Below are 25,264 nucleotides of genomic sequence, written 5' to 3'. Positions count from 1 at the left end.
GCCCCTATTCTTTCTGCTATGCAGCATAGCGCGCCCCTCCCGTGGGCCTCCGTGCAGATCGGGCCGGGGCCCTTCCCCGCCAAGGAGTCGTCATGAAGTATATGGCCACCTACGACCTTATGGAAACTATTCGTAACACCAATGAGTGGATGGGCGCCACCGCGCGCGCCATGGCGTCTTATCCGGCGTTTTCGATGACAATGAACCCGATGCTGAACGTGATGGCCGCTTGGGGTGAGGTAACAGAGCGCAGCTTTAGTCGCATGGTGGTCAAACCTGACTGGGGCATCCGCTCGATCCCCGGACCAGAGGCGCAGGATCATCTGGTCGATGTGGTGCCAGTTGTGGAACGCCCCTTTGGCAGCCTGATGCATTTCAAGGTGCGCCGCCGCGCCCCGATGGCGCGCAAGGTTTTGCTGGTGGCCCCGATGTCTGGCCATTACGCAACGCTGCTGCGGTCCACCGTAGCCAGCCTGTTGCAGGATGCCGATGTCTACATCACCGATTGGCACAATGCGCGCGATATTCCGGTGTCGGCGGGCAAGTTCGATATCGAGGATTACACGCTTTACCTTGTCGAGTTCATGCGCGCGCTGGGGCCTGACATTCATGTCATCGCCGTCTGCCAGCCAGCGCCTTTGACGCTGGCCGCCACGGCCTATCTTGCGGCGGAAGACCCGGATGCGCAGCCGCGCACGCTGACGCTGATCGGCGGGCCGATCGACCCCGATGCAGCAGCAACCGATGTGACCGACTTTGGCCGTCGCATCACCATGGGCCAGTTGGAGCAGATCGCCATTCAGCGGGTGGGCTTCAAATACAAAGGCGTCGGGCGTCTGGTTTATCCGGGGCTGTTGCAGCTGCAAAGCTTTATGTCGATGAACTCTGAGCGGCATAACAAGGCCTTTACCGATCAGATCATGAAGGTCGCGCAGGGTGAGGCTTCGGATCACGACGCGCATAATCGATTCTACGACGAATATCTGGCGGTGATGGATATGACCGCCGAATTCTATCTTTCGACCGTCGAGCGGATCTTCAAGAACCGCGAAATTGCCAAGAATGAATTCGTGGTCGCTGGCAAAAAGGTGGATATTGGCGCGATCACCCGCGTGGCGGTGATGACGGTTGAGGGTGAGAATGACGATATTTCCGCCCCCGGCCAATGCGTCGCGGCGCTGGATATGCTGACCGGCCTGCCTGCCGCCCAAAAGGCCCAGCATCTGGAGCCGGGTGCCGGACATTACGGGATTTTCGCGGGCAAAAGCTGGCGGATCAACATTCGGCCATTGGTTTTGAAGTTCATCGACGCCAATTCCGGCACTGCAAAAGTGACAAAACTGGCATCGGTCAAGGCGGCTAAATAAGCTGGTTTGGCGGGATGACGGGGCTTGCTGCCGCAGGCTTAGCTTTGGGATTTCGGTGGCGAAAACTGTCCCCGCGGGGACAGGGGCGCAAATCTGTCCCCGCGGGGACAGGCGTGTAAATCTGTCCCCGCTGGGACAAATTTATACAGGTTGTGATTTTGCGCCGTGGGCATACCCTATCTAGGGTGCGCGGTGGTATCTGCTTCGGTTTAGCGCCCCATCTTAGCGCAGCATCATGGGGCCGGCCAGAAAAGCGGCGATGGCTTCGGAGACCGCCTCGGGCTGCTCCAGGCTTGCCAGATGGCCTGCACCTTCGATCACCAACAGCTTGCCATAGGGCATCAGATTGGCGGTAAATTCCTGCCTGCGCATCGGCACCAGAGTGTCGGATTCGCCTGCAATCACCAGCACCGGCAGCTTGACCCGGCGCATGGTTTTCTGCTGATCGGGCCGGCGTTGCAGGGCGCGCGATTGCCGGATGAACACGCCTTCGCCCAAACCCAGCGCCATATCCTGCACCAAGGCCATGATTTCGTCGCGCCAAGGTGCCTCGACGATGGCGGCGGCGGGGATCTCTTGTCGCATCGCCTCGGCCAGACGGCCCGATTTCGCGGCAACGATGCGGGCTTCGCGGGCGGCGGCGGTCTGCGGCGGCTCGGCCAACGGATCGGTCGCCATCAGCACCACACGGCTGACGCGGTCTGGGATGCGGCGGATCAGATCAAGCGCGATATCGCCGCCAAGGCCATGGCCCAACAGGGCAAATTTCTCGGGCAGACCGGGCAGGATGGCTTCGGACATCTGCTCGACCGTCTCGCCCTTGGTCGGAAGTGCGATCTGCATGGCGCGGTCGGCGCCCAGTTGCACCATCTGCGGCAGGAACAGCCGGGCATCGGCCATCAGGCCGGGGATCAGCACCAAAGGCTCGGCGAAGGCCATCAGGCGGACCCTTTCAGCACATCCGTGATCGCATCGGTGATCAGCGCCAGACAGGCCGGGGTGGAAAAGCGGTGATCGGCGGCTTTCACCAAGGTCAGGCGGATATCCGGGCCATTGGCGTGATTAAGCAGCCGCAGGGCGACGGCGGGCGGCACGTCGATATCGGCGGTGCCTTGCAGCAGCCGCGTCGGGAACGGCAGGTTCAGGGGGGTGCGCAGCACCAGTTGAGTGCGGCCCTCTTCGATCAGGCGGCGGGTGATGATATAGGGGCTGTCGGCGTAGTCTGACGGTAAAGCGATCTGGCCTTTGTCAATGATTTCAGCGCGTTGCGCGTCAGTGAAATCGGCCCACATGCTGTCTTCGGTGAAATCCGGCGCTGCAGCAATGCCAACCAGGCCCGCGATCCGCTGTGGCATCGCGCGGGCCAGCAGCAAAGAAATCCACCCGCCCATCGAGGAGCCAACCAGCACCAGCGGGCCGGTGGTGGCAGCCTCGATCACCGCGCGCGCATCCTCAAACCAATCGCCAATCGCGCCATCAAGGAAATCGCCCGACGACACGCCATGCCCGGAATAATCAAGCCGCAGAAAGGCGCGGCCCGCAGCCTTGGCCCAATCTTGCAGATACACCGCCTTGGTGCCGGACATATCCGATTTGAAGCCGCCCAGAAACACCACGCAAGGCCCCCCATCCTGATCAGGGCGGCCCGGCGTGACATGATAGGCGATGCGGCGGCCTTGCGGCGTGGTGATGTGATGCGGTTCGGTCATTCTGCCTCGCTTTTTGGCCACCTTAGCCGCCTGCGGTTGACAACACCACGCACCATAGGCAAAACCCCGCCCACATAACCCGCAACCGGGCGTTTCGTAGGCGCCAAAACGACGAGGAGGACTGCATGTCCCAGATTTCCCTGACTTTCCCCGATGGCAATAAGCGCGATTTCGCAAGCGGCGTCACGGCGGGCGAAGTGGCGGCGAGCATCTCGACCAGTCTGGCCAAAAAGGCGATCAGCGCCACGGTCAACGGCGCGCATTACGATCTGCAATGGCCGATCCATGGCGACGCCAGCATCGCCATCCACACGCTCGCCGATGATGCGCAAGCGCTGGAACTGATCCGCCACGATGCAGCCCATATCATGGCGCGCGCGGTGCAGGAAATCTGGCCGGATGTGAAGGTCACCATCGGCCCGGTCCGCGATTACGGCTGGTTTTACGATTTCGACCGGGCAGAGCCGTTCACGCCCGAAGACCTTGGCGCGATCGAGGCGAAGATGAAGCAGATCATCAACGCCCGCGATCCGGTGAAAACCGAAGTCTGGGACCGCGCCCGTGCGATCAAATTCTACGAAGACAAGAACGAACCCTTCAAGGTCGAACTGATCAACCGCATCCCCGAAGGTGAAGACCTGCGGATGTATTGGCATGGGCCTTGGCAGGATTTCTGCCGCGGGCCGCATTTCGCCCATACAGGACAAGTCCCGGCTGATGCGTTCAAGCTGACGCATGTGGCAGGGGCCTATTGGCTGGGCGATGCCAGCCGTCCGATGTTGCAACGCATCTACGGCCTTGCCTTCAAGAACCGCGATGACCTCAAGGCCCATATGACCATGCTGGAAGAGGCCGCGAAACGCGACCACCGCAAGCTGGGCCGCGAGATGGATCTGTTCCACATTCAGGACGAAGCGCCGGGGATGGTGTTCTGGCACCCGCATGGCTGGACGGTGTATCGCCAGTTGGAAGATTACATGCGCGGTCGCCAAAAGGCGGCTGGCTACAAGGAAATCAAGACGCCGCAAGTGGTTGACCGCATCCTGTGGGAGAAATCCGGCCATTGGGAAGCCTACCGCGAGAATATGTTCATCGTCGAGGTTGACGAAGAAGGCGCCAAGGAAAAGCGCATCAACGCGCTGAAACCGATGAACTGCCCCTGCCATGTGCAGATCTTTAACCAAGGCCTGAAATCCTACCGTGACCTGCCCTTGCGGCTGGCCGAGTTCGGCTCTTGCCACCGCTACGAAAGCTCTGGCTCGATGCACGGGCTGATGCGGGTGCGCGGTTTCACGCAGGATGATGCGCATATCTTCTGCACCGAAGATCAGATCGAATCCGAATGTGCCGCCTTCATCGCGCTGCTGTCCTCGGTCTACAAAGACCTTGGCTTTGAGAAATTCGACATCAAACTTTCTACCCGCCCCGAGGTCCGCATCGGCTCGGATGAGACATGGGACAAGGTCGAGGGCGCTTTGACCAGCGCCATCGAAAATCTCGGCCTGCCCTATGAGATCAACGCAGGTGATGGTGCGTTCTACGGCCCGAAGCTGGATTTCAAACTGACTGATGCGATTGGCCGCGAATGGCAGTGTGGCACCTTCCAGGTCGACCCCAACCTGCCCAATCGGCTGGATGCGGAATATGTCGGCGAAGATGGCGCGAAACACCGCCCCTATATGCTGCACCGCGCGATCCTCGGCTCGTTCGAGCGTTTCATCGGTATCCTGATCGAAAACTATGCCGGCAAACTGCCGTTCTGGCTGGCCCCGCGTCAGGTGGTGGTGGCCTCAATCGTCTCGGATGCCGACCCGTTCGTGCACGAGATCACCAATGCGCTGATCAAGGCGGGCGTGCGGGCCGAGGCCGACACCCGCAATGAGAAAATCAACTACAAGGTGCGCGAACATTCTGTCGGCAAAGTGCCGGTGATCCTCGCCATCGGCATGAAAGAGGTCGAAGATCGCACGGTGTCCGTGCGCCGCTTGGGCGACAACCGCACCGAAACGCTGACCTTAGAGCAAGCTTTGGCCGAGTTTGGCTTTGCCGCCCTACCGCCATCCGGGGACTGACCTGCGCAGGTTCACATTGGCCTAAATATTCCCGCCGGAGGCATCTGCGCTTGCCGCGTATGCCTCCGGCGACCAGACTGAGACCATTCCGTTTGTGTCTTTGAACAAAAGCAAATCCTTCCCCGGCAGCGCCGCTTCGGTGGGCTCGATGCCCGCCGAGGCGGCCCTTGGTCAGTGGCTGTCAGGCTGGCGCGCGGCCAAGGCCAGCACGCCGCCAAGGCCACACATCGCAATCGGGAACATCGTGAAGACGTTGAAACCGAAGGCAACATAGATGCCGATGGCTGCAGCCAGCAGCAGAATCCCGGCGGGGACATTCTGCGACCGCGCCATCGCCGCGCCGCCAATCGCCAGGATCGGAGCCAGAAAACTGGCCAGTTTGATCATTGCCGGATGATCGACTTGGGTGCCAAAATCACCGATTGCCCCATTTCGCGCCACAAATTCCGTATAGCCATAGCCGAAAAACCCAACAATCATGGCTAAAACGCCGCCAATCAGGCCTAAAGTCAGTGCTGCGTTTCTCACCCGAATCTCCGTGCTTGATTTTCAATTTAGGTTTGGCATGATTTGCGCAGTGACGACAGACTTTCTGAACGCCTGCTTGGCCCGGAAGACCTGGATTGCACGGCCCGCGGTAATGTCGCCTCGGGAGGGTTGAGATAGGAGAGACGGCATGCCAACCGGCACCGTAAAATGGTTCAACAGCACAAAGGGCTACGGCTTTATCGCGCCCGATGATGGTGGGAAAGACATCTTCGTTCACATCTCGGCAGTCGAGCGCGCCGGGTTGAAGGGCCTGAATGACAACCAGAAAATCGGCTTCGAGCTGCAATCTGGCCGTGACGGCAAAGAATCCGCAGGCGATCTGCGCTTGCTTTAAAGTTTGAAAGCGGCCCCTTTGCCGGGGCCGCTTTTCAGGCGCAGGCCATTTTCTGGCCCAAGATCTTTTGTGGTTTGCCGTCTTTTGTGGTTCGCCGTCTTTTGCGGTTCGGCGACTTTCAGGTTCAACGTCTTTTGCGGTTCGGCGTCTGGACGCCAAAAGCTTACAGCAAAGCCGCCTGCACGGCATCGTCCCAGCCAAGATAGAACTTGCCATCCGCATCAATCACTGGCCGTTTCATCACGGCAGGCTGCGCTGCGATCTGCGCCTCGGGATCAGAGGCTTTCAGAAAATCATTAAAGCCGCGATAGGTGGTGGATTGCTTGTTGACCGCGCGGTCACCAAATTCCATCACGATCTTGTCGATCTCGGACTCGCTGAGGGGTTGTGCGCGCACATCACGAAAGGTCACGGATTTGCCCGCAGCCTCCAGCGCTTTCAGGGCTTTCTTGCAGGTGTCGCAGGTAGAGATGCCGTAAAGGATCATTGCAGGCCTTTGAATATCAACTTGGTCAGATACACCCCGCCCCATGCCGAGATGCCGGTCAGGATTGAGCCCCAGATCACATCGGTTGCGACCATTTCTGGGCTCCATGCTTTCATAATCGCGTAGCTGGTGAATTCATAGGTGCCGTAGGCCATCGCCCCCAGAATTGCCGCCGGAAGCAGCACCGGGCTGTCATCTTTCAGACCGGGGACCGAGACCAGATACAAAAGACCCGCGACATAGGCTGCGTAGAACGCGGCGGCGGGCAGGTAGCGGATGTCGGTCAGCAGCTGGTCGCCCAGATAGCGGCGGAACATCGGCTGCATGTGCAGGGTCAGCATCACCGCATCAAGGATCAGAAAGATCAGCGCCGTAAGGATATAGAGGGTGATGATTTGCATGGAACTCTCCTTTGGGTAACCAAGGTAGGGTAGCGGTCGCATTTGGCGAGGGATATTTGAACGCGCGGCGTGGTTTGAATTTTTCGTTCTTATTTATCAAAGGCTTGCTGCGTTTATTTTCCTGCGCATCACGCCTTGGTGGTGAAGATCCGCTGCATTCCTCGGTTCAGGCGCGGCAGATACCATGCCTCCCAGCGCAGCACGGGATAGGCAAAGACGATGGCAAAGGCCCAAGTGGCGGCAAAGCTTGTGGCAAGCTGGATCTGCGGCCCATAGGGTGCGGTCTGGCTGTAGGCAAAGCTCGCCAGCGTCAAAATCCCGATCGTATGGCTGATGTAGAGCGGGAACGACCACCGCCCCAGAAACTGCCCGAAATCGCCCGTCAGCAGGCGCGGGCTTGCCCCCGGCGTGGTGACGCCCCAGACCAGCAGCGCGGCCCCCAGCATGGCTTGGCCGACGACTGGCGCACCAAGCAGCATCAGCCCCAAAATGCTGCACACAATTGCGGCACCTTTGGGCAAAAACCTTTGTCTGACATAGGCATAAGCGATCAATGCGCCGATTGTGAAGCTCCAACCCAGTTGCTTTGGGATCGCCAGATTGATCGCCACCAGCGCCAGCGCCAACAGCAGGCCGACCACAAGGCGCAGTGGGCGGACGGGCCTGCCTGTCAGCAGATACCCCACCACAAAAGCCGCACACAGCGCCAGCAAACTGCCGTAAAACTCTGCCACCATTGTCCACAGATTGGTGTTGAACTGCAGCGTGCGGAATTTCAGAAACATCCTGACGCTTTCCTTGGCAGCCCGCACCAAACTGGGTGCATGGCTTTGATCGCTATAGGCAAATTGCGCCAGCCAGTCCGAGCCGCTGATCGCCGCCGCCGCGCCATTGCCGTTCAGCTGCAGCACAAGCGCCAGATAACCCAGCAAAACCCCATAAGCCGCAGCGGGCCACAGCCGTGGCAGGCGCTTGACGGCGGCCATCAGCAAGATGCGCGGATCGGTTGTCTGGTAGAATTTCAGCGTCAGCACAAAGCCCGACAGCACAAAGAACACATAGACCGCAGCGGTGCCGTTCAGCAACCAGCCGAAAGTATAGGCCACCACGCCGTCAGACATATTGGCCTTCAACCCCGGCAAAAAGCCCAGCGCGAAATGGTGCAGCACCACGATCACACAGGCATAACCGCGCAGACCTTCTAGCGCGCGCAGGCCGGGTGCCCGTAATTCGGAAGTGCGTAGGTCGGGGGTGCGTGGTTCTGGGGTGCGTAATTCGGGGGCACGCAAAGGTGGCGCGATGGCGCGGTCGGCAGGCAAGGTGGACGGCACGCACATATACTCCGAACTTCACGGCTGCATTACATCACGGCTTTGTGCAATCTGCACAGCGAAAACCGCCATCTTATTGCGGCATTGCGGTGAAGCTCAGCGGCTTGTGGCGAAAAGCTGCAGCGCGGGCGTCAAAATCGTGTCAGATAGATCGGCGATGTGGGTGGAATTGTGAGGCTGGATGATTGATGCGAAACTTCTGCCGTTGCAACGGCGGCTGCTGGCGGCCCCGGCGCGCTGGCTGGGGGCGCGGATGACAGCGGATCAGATCTCTGTTCTGGGGTTTGGCTTGGGCGCGCTGACGGTGCCAGCCTTGGCGGCAGAGTGCTTTGGGATCGCGTTGATTTTGCTGGTTTTGAACCGGCTGGCGGATGGTTTGGATGGGGCGGTGGCGCGGATCAAGGGGGCGACGGATCGCGGCGCATTTCTGGATATTGGCCTTGATTTCGTGTTCTACGCGCTGTTTCCCTTAGGCTTTGCGCTGGCGGATCCGGGCCAGAACGCGCTGCCTGCGGCTGTGCTGATCAGCAGCTTTGTCGGCACCGGATCGTCGTTTCTGGCCTTTGCCAGCATTGCTGCCAAGCGTCGCCAAGTGGCAATATCCTTTCCGAACAAGGGGATTTACTATTTGGGCGGCTTGACAGAAGGCTTTGAAACCATTGCTATCTTTGCAGCCATGGCGCTGTTTCCGGCATGGTTTGCCATTCTGGCCTACAGCTTTGCCGCCCTGTGTTGCATCTCGACGCTGCTGCGTTGGCGGCAGGGTTGGCTTGCCTTTGCCGACTGAAAGACAATCTTAATCTCTCTGCCATAGCTTAATTCTGAACATCGGAGCCACCATGAGATTTCCGCTTTTTGCCGCCCTTTCGCTGCTGCTCGCCACCCCGGCGATGGCAGATTGGTCGCAAACCTTGGCAGAGGCCAAAGGCCAGACGGTCTATTTCAACGCTTGGGGCGGCGATGCACGCACCAACGCTTTTATTGCTTGGGTCAGCACGCAAACCGAAGCGCAGTTTGGCGTCAAGGTGGAACAGGTCAAGCTGACAGATACCGCCGAGGCGGTGACGCGGGTGGTGGCGGAAAAGGCCGCGGGGCAGGATCAGGGCGGCTCGGTCGATATGATATGGATCAACGGGCCGAATTTTCTGGCGATGAAGGAACAGGGGCTGCTGCACGGGCCGTTTGTCGCGAGCTTGCCCAATGCGCAATATTTGGATCTGGGGCCTGCCTCGGCAGCCACGGTCGATTTTACCGTGCCGGTCGACGGCATGGAAAGCCCGTGGCGGCTGGCCAAGTTCGTGTTCAGCTATGACAGCGCCAAAGTCAGCGAAACCCCTGAGACTATGGCAGGATTTGTCGATTGGGCCGCAGCGCACAAAGGGCGGATGACGCATCCCGATCCGTCAAATTTCATCGGAGCGACATTTCTGAAACAGACGCTGATCGAACTCGCGCCGGATCCTGCCGCCTTGCAACAGCCGGTGACGGATGCGGCCTTTGCTGCGGCAACCGCACCGCTTTGGGCATGGTATGACGCCTTGCGCCCCAATCTGTGGCAAGCCGGTGCCAGCTTTCCAGCCAGCGCCGAGGTGCAGGATCAGATGCTGAACGATGGCGAGGTTGATATCTCGATGTCGTTCGATCCGGCCTCGACCGCGGCTGCGATCAAGGCGGGCAGTCTGCCGGATACCGCGCGGGTGTTCGTGCCAAAGGCGGGCAGCATCGGCAACATCAGCTTTGTGGCGATCCCGTATAATGCCGCGCATCAGGCGGGGGCGGAGGTGGTTGCGAACTTCCTGCTTGACCCCGCAACCCAAGCCCATATGCAGAATATTGAGGTTTTAGGCTCGTTTGCGGTGTTGGATGCGGGCAAACTGGATGCGGCAGCGCAGGCCGAATTTGCGGCTTTGCCAACCGCGCCCGCCCTGCCCGCTTTGGCCGATCTGGGGCCGGTGTTGTTGGAACCACATGCCAGCTGGATGACCCGACTTGTCGCAGAATGGGCACAACGCTACACCAAATGAGCCGGGGCCGGGCCTTGCGCGGGCTGGTGCTGGGCGTGGTCGGGCTGGGCCTGATCGCGCCGATCGCGCTGGGGCTGGGGCAAAGCCTGCAGGCGGCGTTTGGGATTTTGCCTGCCCTGGACCTGCGCGTCTGGTCGCTGGAGCCGTGGCGGATGCTGCTGGCGCAGCCGGGCTTTGGCAGCAGTCTGCAGCTAAGTCTGCTGACAGGGCTGGGATCGACGCTGATCGCGCTGGTTCTGGCGTTGGGGTTTTGCGCGGCGGGATCTTTTGGAAGGGGGCCGGGGCGGCTGCGCTGGCTGGCACCGTTTCTGGCGGTGCCGCATGCGGCGATGGCGGTGGGATTGGCGTTTGTGCTTGCGCCCTCGGGCTGGATCGCGCGCGGCTTGGCGCTGGCGTTCGGCTGGAACCGCCCGCCCGATATTGCCAGCGTGCATGACGCTTGGGGCTTGGCGCTGATGCTGGGGCTGGTGGTGAAAGAGCTGCCGTTTTTGCTGTTGGTGATCGCCTCGGGGCTGGCACAACTGCCCGTGGCGCGGCAGATCGCGGCGGGGCGGGCGTTGGGCTATGGGCCGGGAGTGGCGTGGATCAAGCTGATCTTGCCGCAGCTGTGGCCGTTGATCCGGCTGCCGGTCTGGGTGGTGCTGGCTTACGGTTTGTCGGTGGTCGATATGGCGATCATTCTGGGGCCGTCGAACCCGCCCAGTCTGGCGGTGGCGGTGGTGCGGCTGTTCAGCCAGCCGGATCTGGCGATGATTCTGCCCGCCTCTGCCGGGGCAATGCTGCAAGCGGCGCTGGTGGTGGTGTGTATCGCGGCGCTGTGGGGGGCGGAAGCGGCGTTGCGTCTGCTGGGGCGTTGGTGGGTGCCGCGCGGCGGGCGGGGAATGTCTTGGGCGCCGGGGCTGCGGCTGGCGTCGGGCGCGGTTTGGGCGCTGATGGCGCTGGCCAGTCTGGCGCTTGTGTCGCTGCTGCTGTGGTCGCTCGCGTGGCGGTGGAGCTTTCCGCTGATCTGGCCGGAAAGCTGGTCGGCGGCGGCTTGGGCGTCACCCTCGGCCACATGGGGCGCGGCTTTGTACAATACCGTGATACTGGCGGCGGCAAGCACCGCTGTCTCGCTGGCCTTGGCAGTGCTTTGGCTGGAGGCTGAGGCCGATCTGCCGCGCGCGCCTTGGGCCGAGGCGCTGATCTATCTGCCGCTGTTGATGCCGCAGATCGGCTTTCTATACGGGCTGAACGTGTGGTTTTTGCGGGCTGGCCTGTCGGGCGGTTATCTGGCGGTGATCTGGGCGCAGGCGCTGCTGGTGTTTCCCTATGTGATGATCACGCTGTCAGAACCGTGGCGCAGTGTGGATCCGCGCTTGTTGCGGGTGGCTGCGGCTTTGGGTGCCGGGCGCTGGCGGCGGTTGCTTGGCCTGCGGCTGCCGATCCTGCTGCGCCCGATCCTGACGGCGGCGGCCATTGGCGTCGCGGTGTCGGTGGCGCAATATCTGCCAACCTTGTTCATGGGCGCGGGGCGGATCGCCACGCTGACGACCGAGGCGGTGACGCTGGCTTCGGGGGCGGATCGACGTGTGGTCGGGGTATACGCCAGCCTGCAAGCCGCCCTGCCCTTTGCGGCCTATGCAGCGGCGGCTTTGCTGCCGATGTGGTGGCATCGCAACCGCCGCGATCTGCGAGGGGGTGGAGTTTGAGCCTTGAGTTGATTGGGTTTTCGGTAAGCCATGCAGGCAAGCCCATGTTCGCGCCGATAACCCTGCGGGTTGCAGCAGGCGGGGTGGCTGTGGTGATGGGGCCGTCGGGGGTGGGGAAATCCACGCTGCTCGACGGCATCGGCGGCCATTTGGCGCATGGGTTTTTGGCGCAGGGGCGGGTCTTGATTGCGGACCGCGATGTCACCGCTTTGCCCGCCGAGACCCGGCGGATCGGGGTGATGTTTCAGGATGCGCTGCTGTTTCCGCATCTGTCGGTCGGCGACAATCTGGCCTTTGGCTTGACCCCGACCCTGCGGGGGCGGTCGCAGCGTCGCGCCGCGGTCGAGGCCGCTTTGGCGCAAGCGGGATTGGCGGGGATGTATCTGCGCGACCCTGCCACGCTGTCAGGCGGGCAGCGCGCCCGTGCGGCGCTGATGCGGACGCTGTTGGCAGAACCGCAAGCGCTGCTGCTGGATGAGCCGTTTTCAAAGCTGGATGCCAGCTTGCGGGCCGAGATGCGGCAGTTTGTGTTCGACCACGCGCGCGCACGCGGCATTGCCGTGTTGATGGTGACGCATGACCCCGAGGATGCGACTGCGGCGGGCGGGATCGTGGTGGAGCTGTAGGGGTGATCTGGCACAGCCTTGGGGTTTCACAACCCCCGGCCCCCGTGAGATATTTGCGCACAGAGGATGATAATTTTAGATAGATTGCAGCAGGTTAACGCCGCAGGTATTCGGTGGCGATGCAAGCGGGCGCATCCGTGCGCAAAGGGATGGCCGGGCTTTGCTGCCAGTGTTTCGCATCAAACTCGGGGAAAAACGCGTCAGCATCGGTGATGTCGAGCGCGACTTCCGTGATCAGCAGGCGGTCGGCGCGCGGCAAAAGAGCAGCATAAATGCCAGCGCCACCGATGCCATAAACGCGCGCGTAGCCCTGCGCATGGGCGAAATCCAAAGCAGCTTCGGGTGTGGCAAAGACGTGCTCGGCCAAGGTCGGATCCGAGGATACCACGCAATTCAGGCGGTTTTTCAACGGCTTGAATGGCAGGCTTTCCCACGTCTTGCGCCCCATGATGATCGCACCCCCGGTGGTTTCGCGCTGGAAAAATGCCAGATCCTCGGGCGCGTGCCACGGGATTTGGTTGTCTTTACCTATGGCGCCATTGCGGGCGCGCGCGACGATCAGGCTTAACATCAGATCCCTCTTTTACACAGCCACGGGGGCTTTGATCGCGGGGTCGGGATCATAGTTCAGCACCTCAAAATCCTCATATTTGAAATCGAAGATCGAGCTGACCTGCCGCTTGATCCGCAGCCGCGGCGCAGGTTTCGGCCTGCGCGAAAGTTGCAGCTGCACCTGATCCAGATGGTTGGAATAGATATGCGCATCGCCCATCGTGTGGATGAAATCGCCCGGCTCGTAGCCCGTGACTTGCGCGAGCATGGTTTGCAGCAGCGCATAGGAGGCGATGTTGAACGGCACGCCAAGGAACATATCGGCCGAGCGCTGATAGAGTTGCAGATGCAACTTGCGCCCGGCGATGCGGACTTGCCATAACGTATGGCAGGGCGGCAGCGCCATATTCGGCACCTCGCCCGGGTTCCAGGCCGAGACGATCAAGCGGCGACTGTCGGGGGTTTTGCGAATGGCGTCCACCAGATCGGCGATTTGATCCACGCTGTCGGCATAGAAAAGCGGGCGGCCCGCCGCATCGTCACCAGCTGGGGTCAGTTTCGGAAACCGCCGCCATTGCGCGCCGTAAACCGGGCCAAGATCCCCATTGGAATCAGCCCATTCATCCCAGATGCCGACGCCATTGGCCTTGAGATAGCCGATATTTGTGTCGCCGTTCAGGAACCAAAGAAGCTCGTGGATGATGGATTTCAGATGCAGTTTCTTGGTGGTGACCAAGGGAAAACCCATCGACAGATCATAGCGGCTTTGCAGGCCAAAATGCGAAATCGTGCCCGTGCCGGTGCGATCGGTCGAGCTCTGGCCCTCGGCCAGCACGGTGCGCAATGCGTCAAGGTAGGTCTGCACGTCGGGGCTCCGCCAGCTGAAAATTCAGGATTTGCGCCACCGATGACAACCCATTGTCGGCGCCCTGATTTGATTGTCTACATATAGACAGGTTCACCCTGCCGCGCCAAGGCCGAAGCTGTGCGCTTGCCCCAAATGGGGGTGATGCGAGGCGAACACAGGGCTGAAAGATCAAAGCAGGAAAACGAATCCGCTTTGACTTTCAAGGGTTTTGCACGCAAAGTTGATGTGATTTTACTTAGGGTGGTCCAGCATATGAAACCGTATTTTATCCTGTTGGCGGCCGCGCTGACCTTGGCTGCTTGTGGTGGAAATCCGTTTTTGGCCGATCCCGAAGTGCCTGTTGATCCACCTGTTGATCCAGAGGTTCCCGTTGATACGCCAGATCCGGGCACCGGCGTTATCGTGCCAGCCTCGGTGAAAAAGAACATGCAGTCGGCCAGCCTTTCGACTTATGCGCCGGGCGATGCGACGATCAATGTGCAAATGAGCGCGCAAGATGCGGCGGCTTTGCGCGCGACTTACCAGCGCAACGCGGCTTTTGATGTTGGCGGCTATCAAGCCTATACCTATCAGGAAACCACCTCGAACCGCTATGTTGTGGCACTGGTTGCCACTGCGGGCGATGCAAGAGGTTTGATTGCCGTCGAGGCTGGGCAGTTTGCCAATTATCACGGTGGCGGCATTTTCTCGCGCGCGGATGTGTTTACGGTGCCGGTGGGCGATGTCGGGGCGCAGAACAAGTTCAATTATTCTGGCACTTATGCCGGGCTTTTGAACTTTGGGCAAAACCCAGGATCGGGGCCGGGCGGCGACCTTGACCCGGTACGGTCCTATCGCACCACGGGCCGCATGCTGGTCACCGCGGATTTCAACGAAATGACGGTTTCGGGGGGTGTTGATCAACGCCGGATCGTCGATACCAATACAGCCTTGGCGACACAGTTCCTGTTCGAGTCAAATCTGATCGACTCGGCTGGTAACTTTAATGGCAGAACCCAGCGGTTGGACGTTGACCCCGATACGCTGCAAGGCACGCTTTCGGATTCCGGCAGCTATGCGGGCACGTTCTCGGGCACTGATGCGTCAGAAATTGCGATGCTTCTGGTATTCCAGCCGATAAGCGATAGTGCCGAGGCGATGGAACACGGGCTGTTCGTGTCATCAAACTGCGAACTGGTTGGTGGGCCGGCGTGTCCCTGACGAGTCGTGCCTTGACCATGTGGCCACGAAGGGCTGCTTGGGTCGGCGCGGTTTGGATTGCCTTGCTGGGCGCGTGGCTTGGCGAAGGTGCCAAAGCGGAGCCGGGCGGTGATGTGACCATGCAAGTGACGCCACGGGCTGCACGGGTGCTGGTGGCGCAGGCAATCTCGCGCGGCAATCCAGAACTTGCGGTGCGTATTGCGCGGCAAGTGTTGGCGGCCAATCCGAATGATATCGAAGCGCAGGTGCTGCTGGCAGCGGCACTGTCGCGGTCGGGCCAAACTGCCCTTGCAGAAACCACGGGCAAGCGCGCGTTCCGTGCCACCAAAGATCGGCCGTGGAAATTTCAGGCCGCATTTCTGACCGCCGAGGCGTTGGCATCGCAGGATCGCCTTATTGCCGCGAAATGGTGGTTGCGCCGGGCCGACAGCTACCGGACAGCCCCAACGGACATGGACTTGCTGCGGCGCGGCTTCGCGACATTGGAGCAGCGCATGCCGCTGAAATTCAGCGTGAGTCTGGCTGCCGGGCCAAGCAACAACGTCAACGGCGGCAGTCTGCACGAGTCATTTGATTTCTACGGCATCCCGATCCCAATTGAGCAGGCCTTGCCGGGTTATACAGCCGTCGCCGCTGGCACTTTGTCCTACCGATTGCAGAACAATGCGACATCCACCGTCAATGGCTTTGTCAAACTGCGGCGGCGTGAAGTTTGGCTGTCGCACAAAGCCCGCAAGCTGCAACCCTTGGCGAATGCGTCGGATTACTCGAACAATGGCCTCGATCTTGGCATCTCTGGGCAAGTGCGGACCTCGCAAACGCTTGGACTGACCTATGCGGCGCAGGTTGGGCGGCAATGGTATAGCTTTGGGCGGCAAAGCGAGGTGCAGCGCCTGCAATTCGGGCTGGCAAAACTGATCTCGCCGCAGCAAGTAGCGCGGTTGGATCTGACCGCCGAGGCGGTGCAATCGCCTGCGACACCGCGCAACAATTCGGTCCGGCTGGCGGCAGAGGCCTCTTTGGGCATGGCACTGGGCAAAGGGCGGCTGACGGGAATTATCGGGCTTTCGCAGTTGGATGCCGCAGCGCCGGGGCTGCCTTATCGCGGAATTTCCCTTGGGCTAGAGGCACAGCCAGCCGACTTAGTGCAAGGTCTGGATCTGCAGTTTTTCGCATCGGTCGAGGCCAAGGATTACTGGAAGGCCCAATTGGATAACCCTGATCTGGTGCTTGAGGCCGGGGCCACGGCCAGCTTTAGCAATATGTCGCTTTTGGGCTTTCGCCCCACCGCCACCGTGTCGGCAACGCGCTCTGTTTCCGATTTGGTGATCCGCGATTCGATGAATTTGGGCTTGTCTGTCGGCATCCGCTCATCGTTCTGAAGTGACCGCGCCCCCTCGCCTTTTCGCAATCGCCTGCTAAGTTCGCCAGCAGGAAAAAGGAGACTGCGATGACAATTCGGTATTTGCACACCATGGTCCGGGTGCTGGATCTGGACGCCTCTTTGGCGTTCTACAAGCTGCTGGGGCTAGAGGAAACGCGGCGGATCGACAATGATAAGGGGCGGTTTTCGCTGATCTTTCTGGCACCTCCGGGGCAGCCGGAATGTCCGGTTGAGCTGACCTATAACTGGGATGGCGATACCGGTCTGCCATCGGATTCGCGGCATTTCGGGCATCTGGCCTATGAGGTTGATGATATTTACGCCACCTGCGCCGCGTTGCAGGCCAAGGGCGTGCTGATCAACCGGCCGCCGCGCGATGGCCATATGGCGTTTGTACGTTCACCCGACAATATCTCGATCGAGATTTTGCAAAAGGGCGCTGCGCTGGCGCCTGCCGAGCCTTGGGCGAGCATGGGCAACACCGGCAGCTGGTAAGATCCGGGCGATAAACCTCGGATGGGGGCGCGGGTTTATATCTGCGCCTCTGGCGGGGATATTGAGACCAGTGTGAATTTACACAGACCAAAGACTGTAGGCGTCTGGTCCAAAGATTTTGGTCTCGCGCAGGGTCAGGCGCGGGGCGTCTTTCAGGGCGGCAAGGTTCAGGGCGGCAAGACTGGCCTGACCGTCAGCACCGATCAGCGCGCCAGCTGTGAACAATGCCAGATCATCGACCAGTTTGGCGCGGATCAGGCTGGCCGCCAAAGTGCCGCCACCTTCGCAGAAAATCCGGGTCAGGCCTTGCGCGGCAAGCCTCTGCAGCGCAGCGCGCGGATCTAGGTGATTGTTTTCGCAGGCCGATTCCAGAAGGATCGCGCCCTGCCCTGCCCATGCGTCGCGGGCCTGCGCCGGGGCATCGGGGCCATGGATCAGCCATATCGGATGGGTTTTGGCACTGCGCCCCAAGCGGCTGTCGGGGTTGTGTGAGAGATGGGTGTCCATCACGATGCGCAGCGGTTGGTGGCCCGCCCCCAGATCACGCACCGTCAGATCGGGGTCATCGGCGCGCGCGGTGCCTGAGCCGATCATCACCGCATCATGGTTCAACCGCATCGCATGGGTGGCGCGGCGTGCGCTGGCCCCGGTGATCCAACGCGATTCGCCGCTGGCGGTGGCGATCCGGCCATCCAGCGTGGTGGCGAGTTTCAGCGTGACAAAGGGCAGACCTGCGCGCACGCGCTTCAGAAAGCCCGCATTGGCGCGGATGGCTTCGGCGTGCATAACATTTTCAATGACTTCGACCCCCGCCCCGCGCAGGATCGCATGACCCTGACCGCTGACGCGCGGGTCCGGATCTTGCAGCGCCGAGACCACCCGGGCCACGCCTGCCGCCACCAAAGCCAAAGCACAAGGACCGGTTTTGCCATGATGGGCGCAGGGTTCCAGCGTGACATAGGCCGTCGCGCCCTGCGCATTGGCCCCGGCTTGGGCCAGCGCCATCACCTCGGCATGCGGACGCCCGCCGGGTTGCGTCCAGCCGCGCCCGACGATCACGCCTGCCTTGACGATCACACAGCCGACCGCCGGATTGGGCCAAGTGCGACCCAAGCCCCGCGCAGCGATGCGCAGGGCATGGGCCATGTGTTCAGTATCGCTCACTCTTCGGTCAGGCTGCCGGGGCGAAGTTCGGACACGAAGCGGTCGAAATCATCAGCGGCCTGGAAGTTCTTGTAAACGCTGGCAAACCGCACATATGCCACGGTGTCGATGCGGGCGAGCGATTCCATCACGATCTCGCCGATCACCTTGGAAGATATGTCGGTATCGCCCAAAGATTCCAAGCGGCGCACGATTCCCGAGATCATCTGATCAATCCGTTCAGGATCAATCGGGCGTTTTTGCATGGCAATGCGGATCGAGCGTTCCAGTTTGGTGCGATCGAAATCCTCGCGCTTGCCAGAGGTTTTGACCACGACAAGATCGCGCAGCTGGACGCGTTCATAGGTGGTAAAGCGACCTCCGCAGGCCGGACAGAACCGACGCCGCCGGATCGAGACGTGATCCTCGGCGGGGCGTGAGTCTTTGACTTGCGTATCGACGTTACCGCAGAATGGGCAGCGCATAGGCTCCCTCCTTGCTTGTTATTTGTGACTGCCTCTGTCCCGGCTATCTTGCCGAGTTATCCACAGAGCCTAGCGCCATTCGCTAGCCTTCGCATAGGGGCCAGATGCGGGATACTGCATATGGGGCGCGGACTGTGGCGGGTAAGACTCAGGTCAGGTCCAGAAACCGGGATTTCAGCGCGGCATCGGGGATCAGGCAGGCATCATAGCGGCCGAAAATCCGGTATCGGTTGCGGGCGATGGGTTTGTAGATCGCATCCTTCAGCGGTTTGGGCAGCAGGCGGATGTGGCGGGCAAGGCTAAACGGCAGCGGCAATTCGGCCATTGCGGCGGCAAAGGCATCAAGGCGTTGGTGAATTGTGCCCTGTGTGATCACCAGATTGGTTTCAAAATCGACCAGCGGCAGATCGAGGGCGGCATAAAGCGCTTGCCCCAGCGCGCTTTGGGCTGTGGCGTAGTGGAACTTTTCGGCGGTATCGTGGCGCTGCATGAAGCGGAAAAAGGCCGAACAAAACACGCAAGCACCGTCGAACACGATCAGGTTTTTGCCTGACAGCCGCGCGTTCAAGGATTTTGGCAGATCGGCGGTGCGCATGCGGGCAGATTGCTGCAGATTTTGCGCGATGGCGAGGGGGTGAGGGGGTGAGATGTCGCAGAGAGGGCGAGCCCCTTACCCCGGGATATTTGCGTACAAAGGATGCAAATTTTAGCTAAATTGGCGAGAGATGGCTGATCTGTGCTGCGGTCACGCAAGCGTGAGTTGGCGTGCGTTCACTCTGAATTAGCTTTTAGCCTTCACAAGGATGGAGAGCGCGATGACCCGGATGACGGCAAAGGATTTCAGCCCACAACTGCTGGAGCTTTATGATTTCTATGCGCATGGCCAGATCTCGAAGCGCGAGTTTTTGGACAGGGCTGCCAAGTTTACCGTGGGCGGGCTGACGGCGGCGGCGCTGATGGGGGTGATGTCGCCGAATTATGCCTTTGCCGAGCAGGTCAGCTTTAATGATCCTGAGATTTTGGCCGACTACGTCACCTATCCCTCGCCCAATGGCAATGGCGACGTTCGCGGCTATCTGGTCAAGCCTGCGGGGGCTGCGGCCAAGCTGCCCGCTGTGGTGGTGGTGCATGAAAACCGTGGGCTGAACCCCTATATCGAGGATGTGGCGCGGCGTTTGGCAAAGGCCGGGTTTCTGGCTTTGGCCCCGGACGGGCTGACCAGTCAGGGCGGCTATCCGGGTAATGACGAGGAAGGCAAAGCGCTGCAGGCCAAGGTTGATCCTGCCAAGCTGATGAACGATTTCTTTGCCGCGATTGAGTGGATGATGGCGCATGAGGGCTCTACCGGGCGCGTTGGCATCACCGGGTTTTGCTATGGCGGCGGGGTGTCGAACGCGGCGGCGGTGGCCTATCCAGAGCTGGGCGGGGCGGTGCCGTTCTACGGGATGCAGCCGAAATCCGAGGATGTGGCCAAGATCAAATGCCCGTTATTGCTGCATTATGCGGCGCTGGACACACGGGTGAATGAAGGCTGGCCTGCCTATGAGTCCGCGCTGAAGGCGGCGGGGACCAAGTATGAGGCGTTCATCTATGACGGCGTCAACCATGGTTTTCACAATGATTCGACACCGCGCTATGATGAGGCTGCAGCCGAGTTGGCTTGGGATCGGACTTTGGCGTTCTTCCGCGCCAATCTGGCGTGAGCCAATCTGACGTATCAGCGTGTTAATGACGCCCGGTTAACCAATTGCCGAAGGCTGCAAATTTCGATGGCGGGATGCCAAGTTTGGCCTCTCGCTGATCGGCGATGCGCAGCAATTTGTACATCAGATGCACGCCAAACCAGCGGAAGGGTTCGGGCTCCCATTGGCGCACGCGGCGGTTGACCCATGGAAATTTGGCGATTTTGCTGTCGCGGTTCAGCGCAAGGTCAGCGAGGGTGCGGCCCGCAAGATTGGCGGTTGAAACACCCGTGCCAACATAGCCACCGGCCCAGCCGAGGCCAGTTTTGCGATCTAGCCCGACGGTCGCGCACCAATCACGCGGCACGGCGATGACACCGCACCACGCATGGTCGATGGGATAAGCGGCTGCTTCGGGGAAATGCGTGTGAAGCACTTCGGTCAGCCGGCGAATGGTTTCCGCATCTGGTTCGCCGTTTTTATCCATTTGTGACGCATACTTATATGGCACCCCACGCGCGCCCACGGTGATGCGGCCCTCGCACGTGCGCTGGCAGTAGCAATAGGCATTGTTCATGTCGCCGATCAACTCGTGCCCGTCCCAGCCGATTTTCTCCCAAACCTCGGGCGGCAGCGGCACGGTCGCGATCTGCGCCGAGTTCAGCGGCAACCATTCGCGTTTGTGGCCCGGAAGCGTCGCGGTGAAGCCTTCGGTGCAGCGCAGGATGATCGGGGCTTTGACCACGGCTTTGGCAGTGATCACTTCGCCTTGGTCGTAGCTGAGAACCTCGGTCGCCTCGGCTATGCGCACGCCCATCCGCTCGCAAGCATCGGCCAGACCGCGCACCAGTTTGGCTGGCTGGATGCGGGCCATACCAGAGACCACCATCGCACCCAAAACATTCGGGGCGGTGATGCGCTGCTTAACCTCGGCTGGCGACAGTTCGCGGACGCGGTGGGCATTGCCCCAGTGTTTGTGATGCGCAATCGCCTCGTGCATCCGCGTCAGTTGCGCGGGGTTGGTGGCGATCATCAGTTCTTCAGAGGGGATGATGTCGGCATCAATGCCCTCTTCGGCGCAAATGCGGGTGATTTCGGGCACGGTGGCTTCCAGCTCGCGCACCATTTCCAGCACCGCATCGCGCGAAGTGGCCTTCGCATAGGCTTCATGGTTCCAGGCAAAGGTGCCCATGCACCAGCCGCCATTTCGGCCCGATGCACCAAAACCTGCGAATTCTTTCTCAATCACCAGCACATTCAGGCCAGGATTTGTCTTTTTCAGATAATAGGCGGTCCACAGGCCCGTGAAACCCGCGCCGATGATTGCGACATCGGCTGTGGTGTTCTGGGTCAGGCTGGCGCGACGGGTTTGCGGCAGGCCAATGTCAGCATACCAGAAAGACACGTCTCCGATGTGGTTGGGTTGCATGGGCGGGCCTTTCTTTTTACGCAAGATGGCGGGCGATTTGATCAAACGCAAGAGGAGGCGGCTCGCCCCCCGGCCTGCGGCCCTATCCCGAGGATATTTTTTTTTGCAGAGGCCGACCAGTTAACCAGATATCAGGCGTTTTGTTCGATGGTAAGCCAGTTGCGGAACGAGGTGAGTGGCGCACGTGGCGGGGCGTCTTTTGGCCAGACCAGATAATAGCTGCCCAAGGATTTCAGGGGTTGGCCGAAGGCGGGGATCAGGCGATTTTCCTGCAGTTCGCGTTCGATCAGAAACAGCGGCAGCAGGGCAAGGCCAAGACCGTGGATCGCGGCTTGGGTCATGGTGGCAAATTGGTCGAACAGCATGGCAGGCGGGCGTTGGTTGGGGTGATCGTGATGGGCAAGCCAGCGGCCCCAATCGCCCGTTCGGCTTTCAAGTTGCAACAGCGGGTATGAGAGAATGTCATGCGCCGCCGCAAGCGGTGACTTCAGCAAACCGGGGCTACAGACCGCGAGCAACTCTTCTTCCATCAGCGGCAGGTAATCGACGCCGGGCCAGTCTTGGCGGCCGTAGTGGATGGCGGCATCGAAATGGCTGTTGGTGAATTCAAACGGTTGCAGGCGGGTGGACAGGTTGATCGTCACCTCGGGATGTTGGGCCGCGAACCGGGCAAGCCGCGGGGCAAGCCAGTGCATGCCGAAGGCGGGCAGGATGGCGAGATTGAGCGCACCGCCGTTGGGATTGGCGCGCAGGGTCAAGCTGGCTTGCGAGAGCGATTGTAATGCACGGCGGATTTCACGGCAGTAATCTTGGGCTGCCGGGGTCAAGCGCAGACGCTGTTTGTCGCGGATCAGCATGGGCAGACCCAGTTGGCCTTCAAGCACTTGAAGTTGCTTTGAAATAGCGCCTTGGGTCAGGTTCAGCTCTTCAGCCGCGGCGGAGGCGGAGCCTAGGCGCTCTACGGCTTCCAGGGCCAGCAGGGATGGCAATGACGGCAGGTAGCGGCGCGAGATCATATGAGGTTTGCTCATGCTGTGTTGCCAGAACCTCGTTAGGCTTTTTGCGCGGCCTATGCAATATAATCGGCAAAGCCATAGGAGATTGCGCCATGACCGATAAGCCGAAGTTGAAAGCCAAAGATGCACCCGATTTGGGGCGGTTTGATTGGCAAGACCCGTTCCGCATGGAAGATCAGTTGACCGAGGAAGAGCGGATGCTGCGCGACGGGGCGCGGGCCTATGCGCAGGAAAAGCTGCAACCTCGGGTGATTGCGGCGTACCGCGACGAGTCGACTGACCCGGAGATCTTCCGCGAGATGGGCGAGATGGGGCTGTTGGGCGTCACTGTGCCCGAGCAATACGGCGGTTTGGGCGCGTCTTACGTGGCTTACGGTTTGATCGCGCGGGAAGTCGAGCGCGTCGACAGCGGCTATCGGTCGATGATGTCGGTGCAATCGTCATTGGTGATGTATCCGATTTATGCCTACGGCACCGAGGCGCAGCGGATGAAATATCTGCCAAAGCTGTCTTCGGGTGAATGGATTGGCTGCTTTGGTTTGACCGAGCCGGATGCGGGCAGCGATCCTGCCGGGATGAAAACCGTGGCGAAGAAAACTGCCAATGGTTACGTTTTGAACGGCGCGAAGATGTGGATTTCCAATGCGCCGATTGCCGATGTTTTCGTGGTTTGGGCGAAATCCGAGGCACATGGCGGCAAAATCAAGGGTTTTGTGCTGGATAAGGGCACCAAAGGGCTGACTGCGCCGAAGATCGGCGGCAAGCTGTCGTTGCGGGCCTCGATCACTGGCGAGATCGTTTTGAAGGATGTGGAAGTCGGCGAGGACGCTTTGCTGCCGCATGTCGAGGGGCTGAAAGGGCCGTTTGGCTGCTTGAACCGGGCGCGTTATGGCATTTCCTGGGGTGTGCTGGGGGCTGCCGAGTTCTGCATGGGGGCTGCGCGTCAATATGGCTTGGATCGCAAGCAGTTCGGCAAGCCGCTGGCGCAGACTCAGCTTTATCAGCTGAAGCTGGCGAATATGCTGACCGAGATTTCGCTGGGGATGCAGGCGTCGTTGCGGGTTGGGCGGTTGCTGGATGAGGCCAATGCCGCGCCTGAAATGATCTCGATCGTCAAGCGCAACAACTGCGGCAAGGCTTTGGATGCGGCACGTTGGGCGCGGGATATGCATGGCGGCAACGGTATCCAAGAGGATTATCAGATCATGCGCCACATGGTGAACCTTGAGACGGTCAACACCTATGAGGGCACGCATGATGTGCATGCGCTGATTTTGGGGCGGGCAGTCACCGGGTTGCAGGCGTTCTTTTGAGTGGAAGGTGCGTGCAAGCACGCACCCTACACCATCCCGATCTGAAGCCTTGTTCGATGAGCTAAAGTATTGGGATCGCTGCGTTAATCTCTTGGCTTACCAAAAGATTTACGACCCAGAAAGCGGCCATATTTGATACGGAAAACGGCCAGAGTAACGGCCGGCTTTCACCGTCCTAACCATGTTTGCGAATCGGTTGGTGACAAAAGGCCCGGATTGCTCCGGGCCTTTTGCTGTCAGATGATCGCCTCTTCCAAAGCTGCGGCGCGGCGGGCTTCAGCCTCGCGTGCGGCTTCGATATTCGCGCTGCGACGGCGTTTGATCTCGTAAAGCACGGCCAGCAACAGGGTCACACCGATCAGCAGCAAAGCCAAAGCGTTGATCGTCGGCGTGATGCCAGAGCGGACCTTTGAAAACACATAGACCGTCAGCGTATCGGCCCCGCCACGGGTGAATTGCGTGACGTTGAAGTTCTCAATCGACTGAAAGAACGCCACCGCCGCCCCTGCCCCGATCGCCGGATAAAGATGCGGCAGCAGGATACGCTTCATCACTTGGGCATGGGTCGCGCCCAGATCCAACGCAGCCTCTTCCAGCCCCTGATCAAAGCTTTGCAGGCGGGCCAGCACCAGCAACATCACGATGGACGCGATATAGCTGACCTGCCCTAGCACCGACAAATGCAGGCCGGGTTTGAACAGAATAAACTCGGTATCCAAGGCGTTGCCCATCTTGGTCCACATGATCATGGTGGAAATCCCGATCACCGCGCCGGGGATCAGGATGGTCGAGATCATCGTGCTGTACAGCACCGCGCGCAGATTGCCGGACACCGAGTTGATCAGGATGGCCGCTGCGGTGCCGATGATCACCGAAATCAAACTGACGGCGATGGCGACAAAGATGGTGTTCTGAAAGGCATGCCACATCCGGTCATCGGCCCAAAGTGCCGAGAACCATTTCCATGTGAAGCCCTTCCACGGCACGATGGAGGGGGTTTTGTTGTCGTTGAACGCGGCGGCCGACATGATGACCAGCGGGATCAGCATGTAGAAAATGAAGGCCCCGGCATAGACGCGGGCAAGGGTTTGGCGAATGGCGTGCATGGC

Annotated in this window: 26 protein-coding genes; 12 read left to right on the top strand and 14 right to left on the bottom strand. The window is 60.3% G+C overall.

The genetic code is table 11. The features are described from left to right. Positions 1–92: 92 nt before the first annotated feature. Positions 93–1,367, top strand: a complete 1,275-nt coding sequence (gene phaZ / locus QQJ98_RS09580) for a polyhydroxyalkanoate depolymerase (protein ID WP_284325110.1) — start codon at positions 93–95, stop codon at positions 1,365–1,367. 222 nt (positions 1,368–1,589) lie between these two features. Here the strand turns inward: phaZ and QQJ98_RS09575 are convergent, their stop codons facing one another. Together QQJ98_RS09575 and QQJ98_RS09570 are read right to left on the bottom strand one after the other, a co-directional pair. Beyond that, on the bottom strand, positions 1,590–2,306 hold the full coding sequence (locus QQJ98_RS09575) for an alpha/beta fold hydrolase (protein WP_284325109.1): 717 nt from the start codon (positions 2,304–2,306) through the stop codon (positions 1,590–1,592). Further along, a complete protein-coding gene (locus QQJ98_RS09570) occupies positions 2,306–3,076 on the bottom strand; it encodes an alpha/beta hydrolase (RefSeq protein WP_284325108.1) in 771 nt (256 codons plus the stop codon). The genes QQJ98_RS09575 and QQJ98_RS09570 overlap by 1 nt, the downstream gene beginning before the upstream one ends. A 125-nt stretch (positions 3,077–3,201) precedes the next feature. Between QQJ98_RS09570 and thrS the strand changes: the two genes are divergently transcribed. Next, on the top strand, positions 3,202–5,148 hold the full coding sequence (thrS, locus tag QQJ98_RS09565; RefSeq protein ID WP_284325107.1) for a threonine--tRNA ligase: 1,947 nt from the start codon (positions 3,202–3,204) through the stop codon (positions 5,146–5,148). A gap of 171 nt (positions 5,149–5,319) precedes the next feature. Here thrS and QQJ98_RS09560 read toward each other — a convergent pair whose 3' ends face one another. Then, the gene (locus tag QQJ98_RS09560) at positions 5,320–5,676 is read right to left on the bottom strand and encodes a hypothetical protein (protein WP_284325106.1); all 357 of its coding nucleotides are present in this window, start codon (positions 5,674–5,676) and stop codon (positions 5,320–5,322) included. A 148-nt stretch (positions 5,677–5,824) separates the two neighbouring features. Between QQJ98_RS09560 and QQJ98_RS09555 the strand changes: the two genes are divergently transcribed. Further along, positions 5,825–6,031: a cold-shock protein gene (locus QQJ98_RS09555; protein ID WP_054008012.1), complete on the top strand. Its 207-nt coding sequence runs from the start codon at positions 5,825–5,827 to the stop codon at positions 6,029–6,031. A 163-nt stretch (positions 6,032–6,194) separates the two neighbouring features. On the opposite strand, the gene QQJ98_RS09550 is transcribed toward QQJ98_RS09555, so the two are convergent. The 3 genes from QQJ98_RS09550 to QQJ98_RS09540 all read right to left on the bottom strand — a co-directional run bounded on the left by QQJ98_RS09550 (position 6,195) and on the right by QQJ98_RS09540 (position 8,250). Beyond that, a complete protein-coding gene (locus tag QQJ98_RS09550; protein ID WP_284325105.1) occupies positions 6,195–6,518 on the bottom strand; it encodes an arsenate reductase family protein in 324 nt (107 codons plus the stop codon). Further along, a complete protein-coding gene (locus QQJ98_RS09545; RefSeq protein ID WP_284325104.1) occupies positions 6,515–6,919 on the bottom strand; it encodes a DUF2177 family protein in 405 nt (134 codons plus the stop codon). The genes QQJ98_RS09550 and QQJ98_RS09545 overlap by 4 nt, the downstream gene beginning before the upstream one ends. Before the next feature lie 128 nt (positions 6,920–7,047). Beyond that, positions 7,048–8,250, bottom strand: a complete 1,203-nt coding sequence (locus QQJ98_RS09540; protein WP_284325103.1) for an acyltransferase family protein — start codon at positions 8,248–8,250, stop codon at positions 7,048–7,050. 181 nt (positions 8,251–8,431) lie between these two features. On the opposite strand from QQJ98_RS09540, the gene QQJ98_RS09535 reads away from it, so the two are divergent. Genes QQJ98_RS09535 through QQJ98_RS09520 form a run of 4 tightly spaced genes read left to right on the top strand, consistent with a single transcriptional unit; the run spans position 8,432 to position 12,588 of the window. Then, positions 8,432–9,037, top strand: coding sequence for a CDP-alcohol phosphatidyltransferase family protein (locus tag QQJ98_RS09535; RefSeq protein WP_284325102.1), 606 nt, complete (start codon positions 8,432–8,434; stop codon positions 9,035–9,037). Positions 9,038–9,089: 52 nt separating this feature from the next. Further along, a complete protein-coding gene (locus tag QQJ98_RS09530; RefSeq protein ID WP_284325101.1) occupies positions 9,090–10,274 on the top strand; it encodes an ABC transporter substrate-binding protein in 1,185 nt (394 codons plus the stop codon). Next, on the top strand, positions 10,271–11,962 hold the full coding sequence (locus QQJ98_RS09525; RefSeq protein ID WP_284325100.1) for an ABC transporter permease: 1,692 nt from the start codon (positions 10,271–10,273) through the stop codon (positions 11,960–11,962). Before QQJ98_RS09530 ends, QQJ98_RS09525 begins: the two co-directional genes overlap by 4 nt. A 44-nt stretch (positions 11,963–12,006) precedes the next feature. Then, on the top strand, positions 12,007–12,588 hold the full coding sequence (locus QQJ98_RS09520) for an ATP-binding cassette domain-containing protein (protein ID WP_284325577.1): 582 nt from the start codon (positions 12,007–12,009) through the stop codon (positions 12,586–12,588). 94 nt (positions 12,589–12,682) lie between these two features. Here QQJ98_RS09520 and QQJ98_RS09515 read toward each other — a convergent pair whose 3' ends face one another. Next, positions 12,683–13,159, bottom strand: coding sequence for a dihydrofolate reductase (locus QQJ98_RS09515; RefSeq protein ID WP_284325099.1), 477 nt, complete (start codon positions 13,157–13,159; stop codon positions 12,683–12,685). 12 nt (positions 13,160–13,171) lie between these two features. Continuing rightward, positions 13,172–14,005: a thymidylate synthase gene (locus tag QQJ98_RS09510; protein WP_284325098.1), complete on the bottom strand. Its 834-nt coding sequence runs from the start codon at positions 14,003–14,005 to the stop codon at positions 13,172–13,174. A 255-nt stretch (positions 14,006–14,260) separates the two neighbouring features. On the opposite strand from QQJ98_RS09510, the gene QQJ98_RS09505 reads away from it, so the two are divergent. From QQJ98_RS09505 to QQJ98_RS09495, 3 genes are all read left to right on the top strand, one after another. After that, positions 14,261–15,208, top strand: coding sequence for a hypothetical protein (locus QQJ98_RS09505; RefSeq protein ID WP_284325097.1), 948 nt, complete (start codon positions 14,261–14,263; stop codon positions 15,206–15,208). 17 nt (positions 15,209–15,225) lie between these two features. Beyond that, positions 15,226–16,590 (top strand): tetratricopeptide repeat protein, encoded by a 1,365-nt coding sequence (locus QQJ98_RS09500; RefSeq protein ID WP_348523135.1) that lies wholly within the window; start codon positions 15,226–15,228, stop codon positions 16,588–16,590. Positions 16,591–16,658: 68 nt separating this feature from the next. Continuing rightward, positions 16,659–17,087: a VOC family protein gene (locus QQJ98_RS09495; protein WP_284325095.1), complete on the top strand. Its 429-nt coding sequence runs from the start codon at positions 16,659–16,661 to the stop codon at positions 17,085–17,087. A 78-nt stretch (positions 17,088–17,165) separates the two neighbouring features. On the opposite strand, the gene ribD is transcribed toward QQJ98_RS09495, so the two are convergent. The 3 genes from ribD to QQJ98_RS09480 form a co-directional block, all read right to left on the bottom strand. Beyond that, complete coding sequence (ribD, locus tag QQJ98_RS09490; protein ID WP_284325576.1) at positions 17,166–18,233, bottom strand: bifunctional diaminohydroxyphosphoribosylaminopyrimidine deaminase/5-amino-6-(5-phosphoribosylamino)uracil reductase RibD; 1,068 nt, start codon at positions 18,231–18,233, stop codon at positions 17,166–17,168. Positions 18,234–18,247: 14 nt separating this feature from the next. Continuing rightward, on the bottom strand, positions 18,248–18,715 hold the full coding sequence (gene nrdR, locus QQJ98_RS09485; RefSeq protein ID WP_284325094.1) for a transcriptional regulator NrdR: 468 nt from the start codon (positions 18,713–18,715) through the stop codon (positions 18,248–18,250). Between the two features lie 148 nt (positions 18,716–18,863). Then, positions 18,864–19,310, bottom strand: a complete 447-nt coding sequence (locus QQJ98_RS09480) for a thiol-disulfide oxidoreductase DCC family protein (RefSeq protein WP_284325093.1) — start codon at positions 19,308–19,310, stop codon at positions 18,864–18,866. Positions 19,311–19,530: 220 nt separating this feature from the next. Here QQJ98_RS09480 and yghX point away from each other — a divergent pair, with 220 nt between their 5' ends. Next, the gene (gene yghX / locus QQJ98_RS09475) at positions 19,531–20,418 is read left to right on the top strand and encodes a YghX family hydrolase (RefSeq protein WP_284325092.1); all 888 of its coding nucleotides are present in this window, start codon (positions 19,531–19,533) and stop codon (positions 20,416–20,418) included. Between the two features lie 22 nt (positions 20,419–20,440). Here the strand turns inward: yghX and QQJ98_RS09470 are convergent, their stop codons facing one another. Beyond that, positions 20,441–21,826 (bottom strand): NAD(P)/FAD-dependent oxidoreductase, encoded by a 1,386-nt coding sequence (locus QQJ98_RS09470; protein ID WP_284325091.1) that lies wholly within the window; start codon positions 21,824–21,826, stop codon positions 20,441–20,443. 131 nt (positions 21,827–21,957) lie between these two features. Further along, the gene (locus QQJ98_RS09465; protein WP_284325090.1) at positions 21,958–22,857 is read right to left on the bottom strand and encodes a LysR family transcriptional regulator; all 900 of its coding nucleotides are present in this window, start codon (positions 22,855–22,857) and stop codon (positions 21,958–21,960) included. Positions 22,858–22,934: 77 nt separating this feature from the next. Between QQJ98_RS09465 and QQJ98_RS09460 the strand changes: the two genes are divergently transcribed. Then, a complete protein-coding gene (locus tag QQJ98_RS09460) occupies positions 22,935–24,155 on the top strand; it encodes an acyl-CoA dehydrogenase (protein WP_284325089.1) in 1,221 nt (406 codons plus the stop codon). A 236-nt stretch (positions 24,156–24,391) separates the two neighbouring features. On the opposite strand, the gene QQJ98_RS09455 is transcribed toward QQJ98_RS09460, so the two are convergent. Then, positions 24,392–25,261: an ABC transporter permease gene (locus QQJ98_RS09455; protein ID WP_284325088.1), complete on the bottom strand. Its 870-nt coding sequence runs from the start codon at positions 25,259–25,261 to the stop codon at positions 24,392–24,394. Positions 25,262–25,264 lie beyond the last annotated feature (3 nt).

Source organism: Cypionkella aquatica, assembly GCF_030161095.1.
Lineage (GTDB): Bacteria > Pseudomonadota > Alphaproteobacteria > Rhodobacterales > Rhodobacteraceae > Cypionkella > Cypionkella aquatica.
This window is presented reverse-complemented; position numbering and strand designations above follow the sequence as displayed.

Bases quoted from the DNA above. Each gene is read 5' to 3' on its own strand.
- yghX (WP_284325092.1), top strand. From the start codon at position 19,531: ATGACCCGGATGACGGCAAAGGATTTCAGCCCACAACTGCTGGAGCTT.
- QQJ98_RS09480 (WP_284325093.1), bottom strand. From the start codon at position 19,310: ATGCGCACCGCCGATCTGCCAAAATCCTTGAACGCGCGGCTGTCAGGC.
- QQJ98_RS09545 (WP_284325104.1), bottom strand. From the start codon at position 6,919: ATGCAAATCATCACCCTCTATATCCTTACGGCGCTGATCTTTCTGATC.
- QQJ98_RS09525 (WP_284325100.1), top strand. From the start codon at position 10,271: ATGAGCCGGGGCCGGGCCTTGCGCGGGCTGGTGCTGGGCGTGGTCGGG.
- QQJ98_RS09555 (WP_054008012.1), top strand. From the start codon at position 5,825: ATGCCAACCGGCACCGTAAAATGGTTCAACAGCACAAAGGGCTACGGC.
- QQJ98_RS09505 (WP_284325097.1), top strand. From the start codon at position 14,261: ATGAAACCGTATTTTATCCTGTTGGCGGCCGCGCTGACCTTGGCTGCT.
- QQJ98_RS09575 (WP_284325109.1), bottom strand. From the start codon at position 2,306: ATGGCCTTCGCCGAGCCTTTGGTGCTGATCCCCGGCCTGATGGCCGAT.
- QQJ98_RS09495 (WP_284325095.1), top strand. From the start codon at position 16,659: ATGACAATTCGGTATTTGCACACCATGGTCCGGGTGCTGGATCTGGAC.
- phaZ (WP_284325110.1), top strand. From the start codon at position 93: ATGAAGTATATGGCCACCTACGACCTTATGGAAACTATTCGTAACACC.
- nrdR (WP_284325094.1), bottom strand. From the start codon at position 18,715: ATGCGCTGCCCATTCTGCGGTAACGTCGATACGCAAGTCAAAGACTCA.
- QQJ98_RS09515 (WP_284325099.1), bottom strand. From the start codon at position 13,159: ATGTTAAGCCTGATCGTCGCGCGCGCCCGCAATGGCGCCATAGGTAAA.
- QQJ98_RS09470 (WP_284325091.1), bottom strand. From the start codon at position 21,826: ATGCAACCCAACCACATCGGAGACGTGTCTTTCTGGTATGCTGACATT.
- QQJ98_RS09550 (WP_284325105.1), bottom strand. From the start codon at position 6,518: ATGATCCTTTACGGCATCTCTACCTGCGACACCTGCAAGAAAGCCCTG.
- QQJ98_RS09500 (WP_348523135.1), top strand. From the start codon at position 15,226: ATGTGGCCACGAAGGGCTGCTTGGGTCGGCGCGGTTTGGATTGCCTTG.
- QQJ98_RS09530 (WP_284325101.1), top strand. From the start codon at position 9,090: ATGAGATTTCCGCTTTTTGCCGCCCTTTCGCTGCTGCTCGCCACCCCG.
- QQJ98_RS09570 (WP_284325108.1), bottom strand. From the start codon at position 3,076: ATGACCGAACCGCATCACATCACCACGCCGCAAGGCCGCCGCATCGCC.
- QQJ98_RS09460 (WP_284325089.1), top strand. From the start codon at position 22,935: ATGACCGATAAGCCGAAGTTGAAAGCCAAAGATGCACCCGATTTGGGG.
- QQJ98_RS09535 (WP_284325102.1), top strand. From the start codon at position 8,432: ATGATTGATGCGAAACTTCTGCCGTTGCAACGGCGGCTGCTGGCGGCC.
- QQJ98_RS09465 (WP_284325090.1), bottom strand. From the start codon at position 22,857: ATGAGCAAACCTCATATGATCTCGCGCCGCTACCTGCCGTCATTGCCA.
- ribD (WP_284325576.1), bottom strand. From the start codon at position 18,233: ATGGCCCATGCCCTGCGCATCGCTGCGCGGGGCTTGGGTCGCACTTGG.
- QQJ98_RS09520 (WP_284325577.1), top strand. From the start codon at position 12,007: ATGTTCGCGCCGATAACCCTGCGGGTTGCAGCAGGCGGGGTGGCTGTG.
- QQJ98_RS09455 (WP_284325088.1), bottom strand. From the start codon at position 25,261: ATGCACGCCATTCGCCAAACCCTTGCCCGCGTCTATGCCGGGGCCTTC.
- thrS (WP_284325107.1), top strand. From the start codon at position 3,202: ATGTCCCAGATTTCCCTGACTTTCCCCGATGGCAATAAGCGCGATTTC.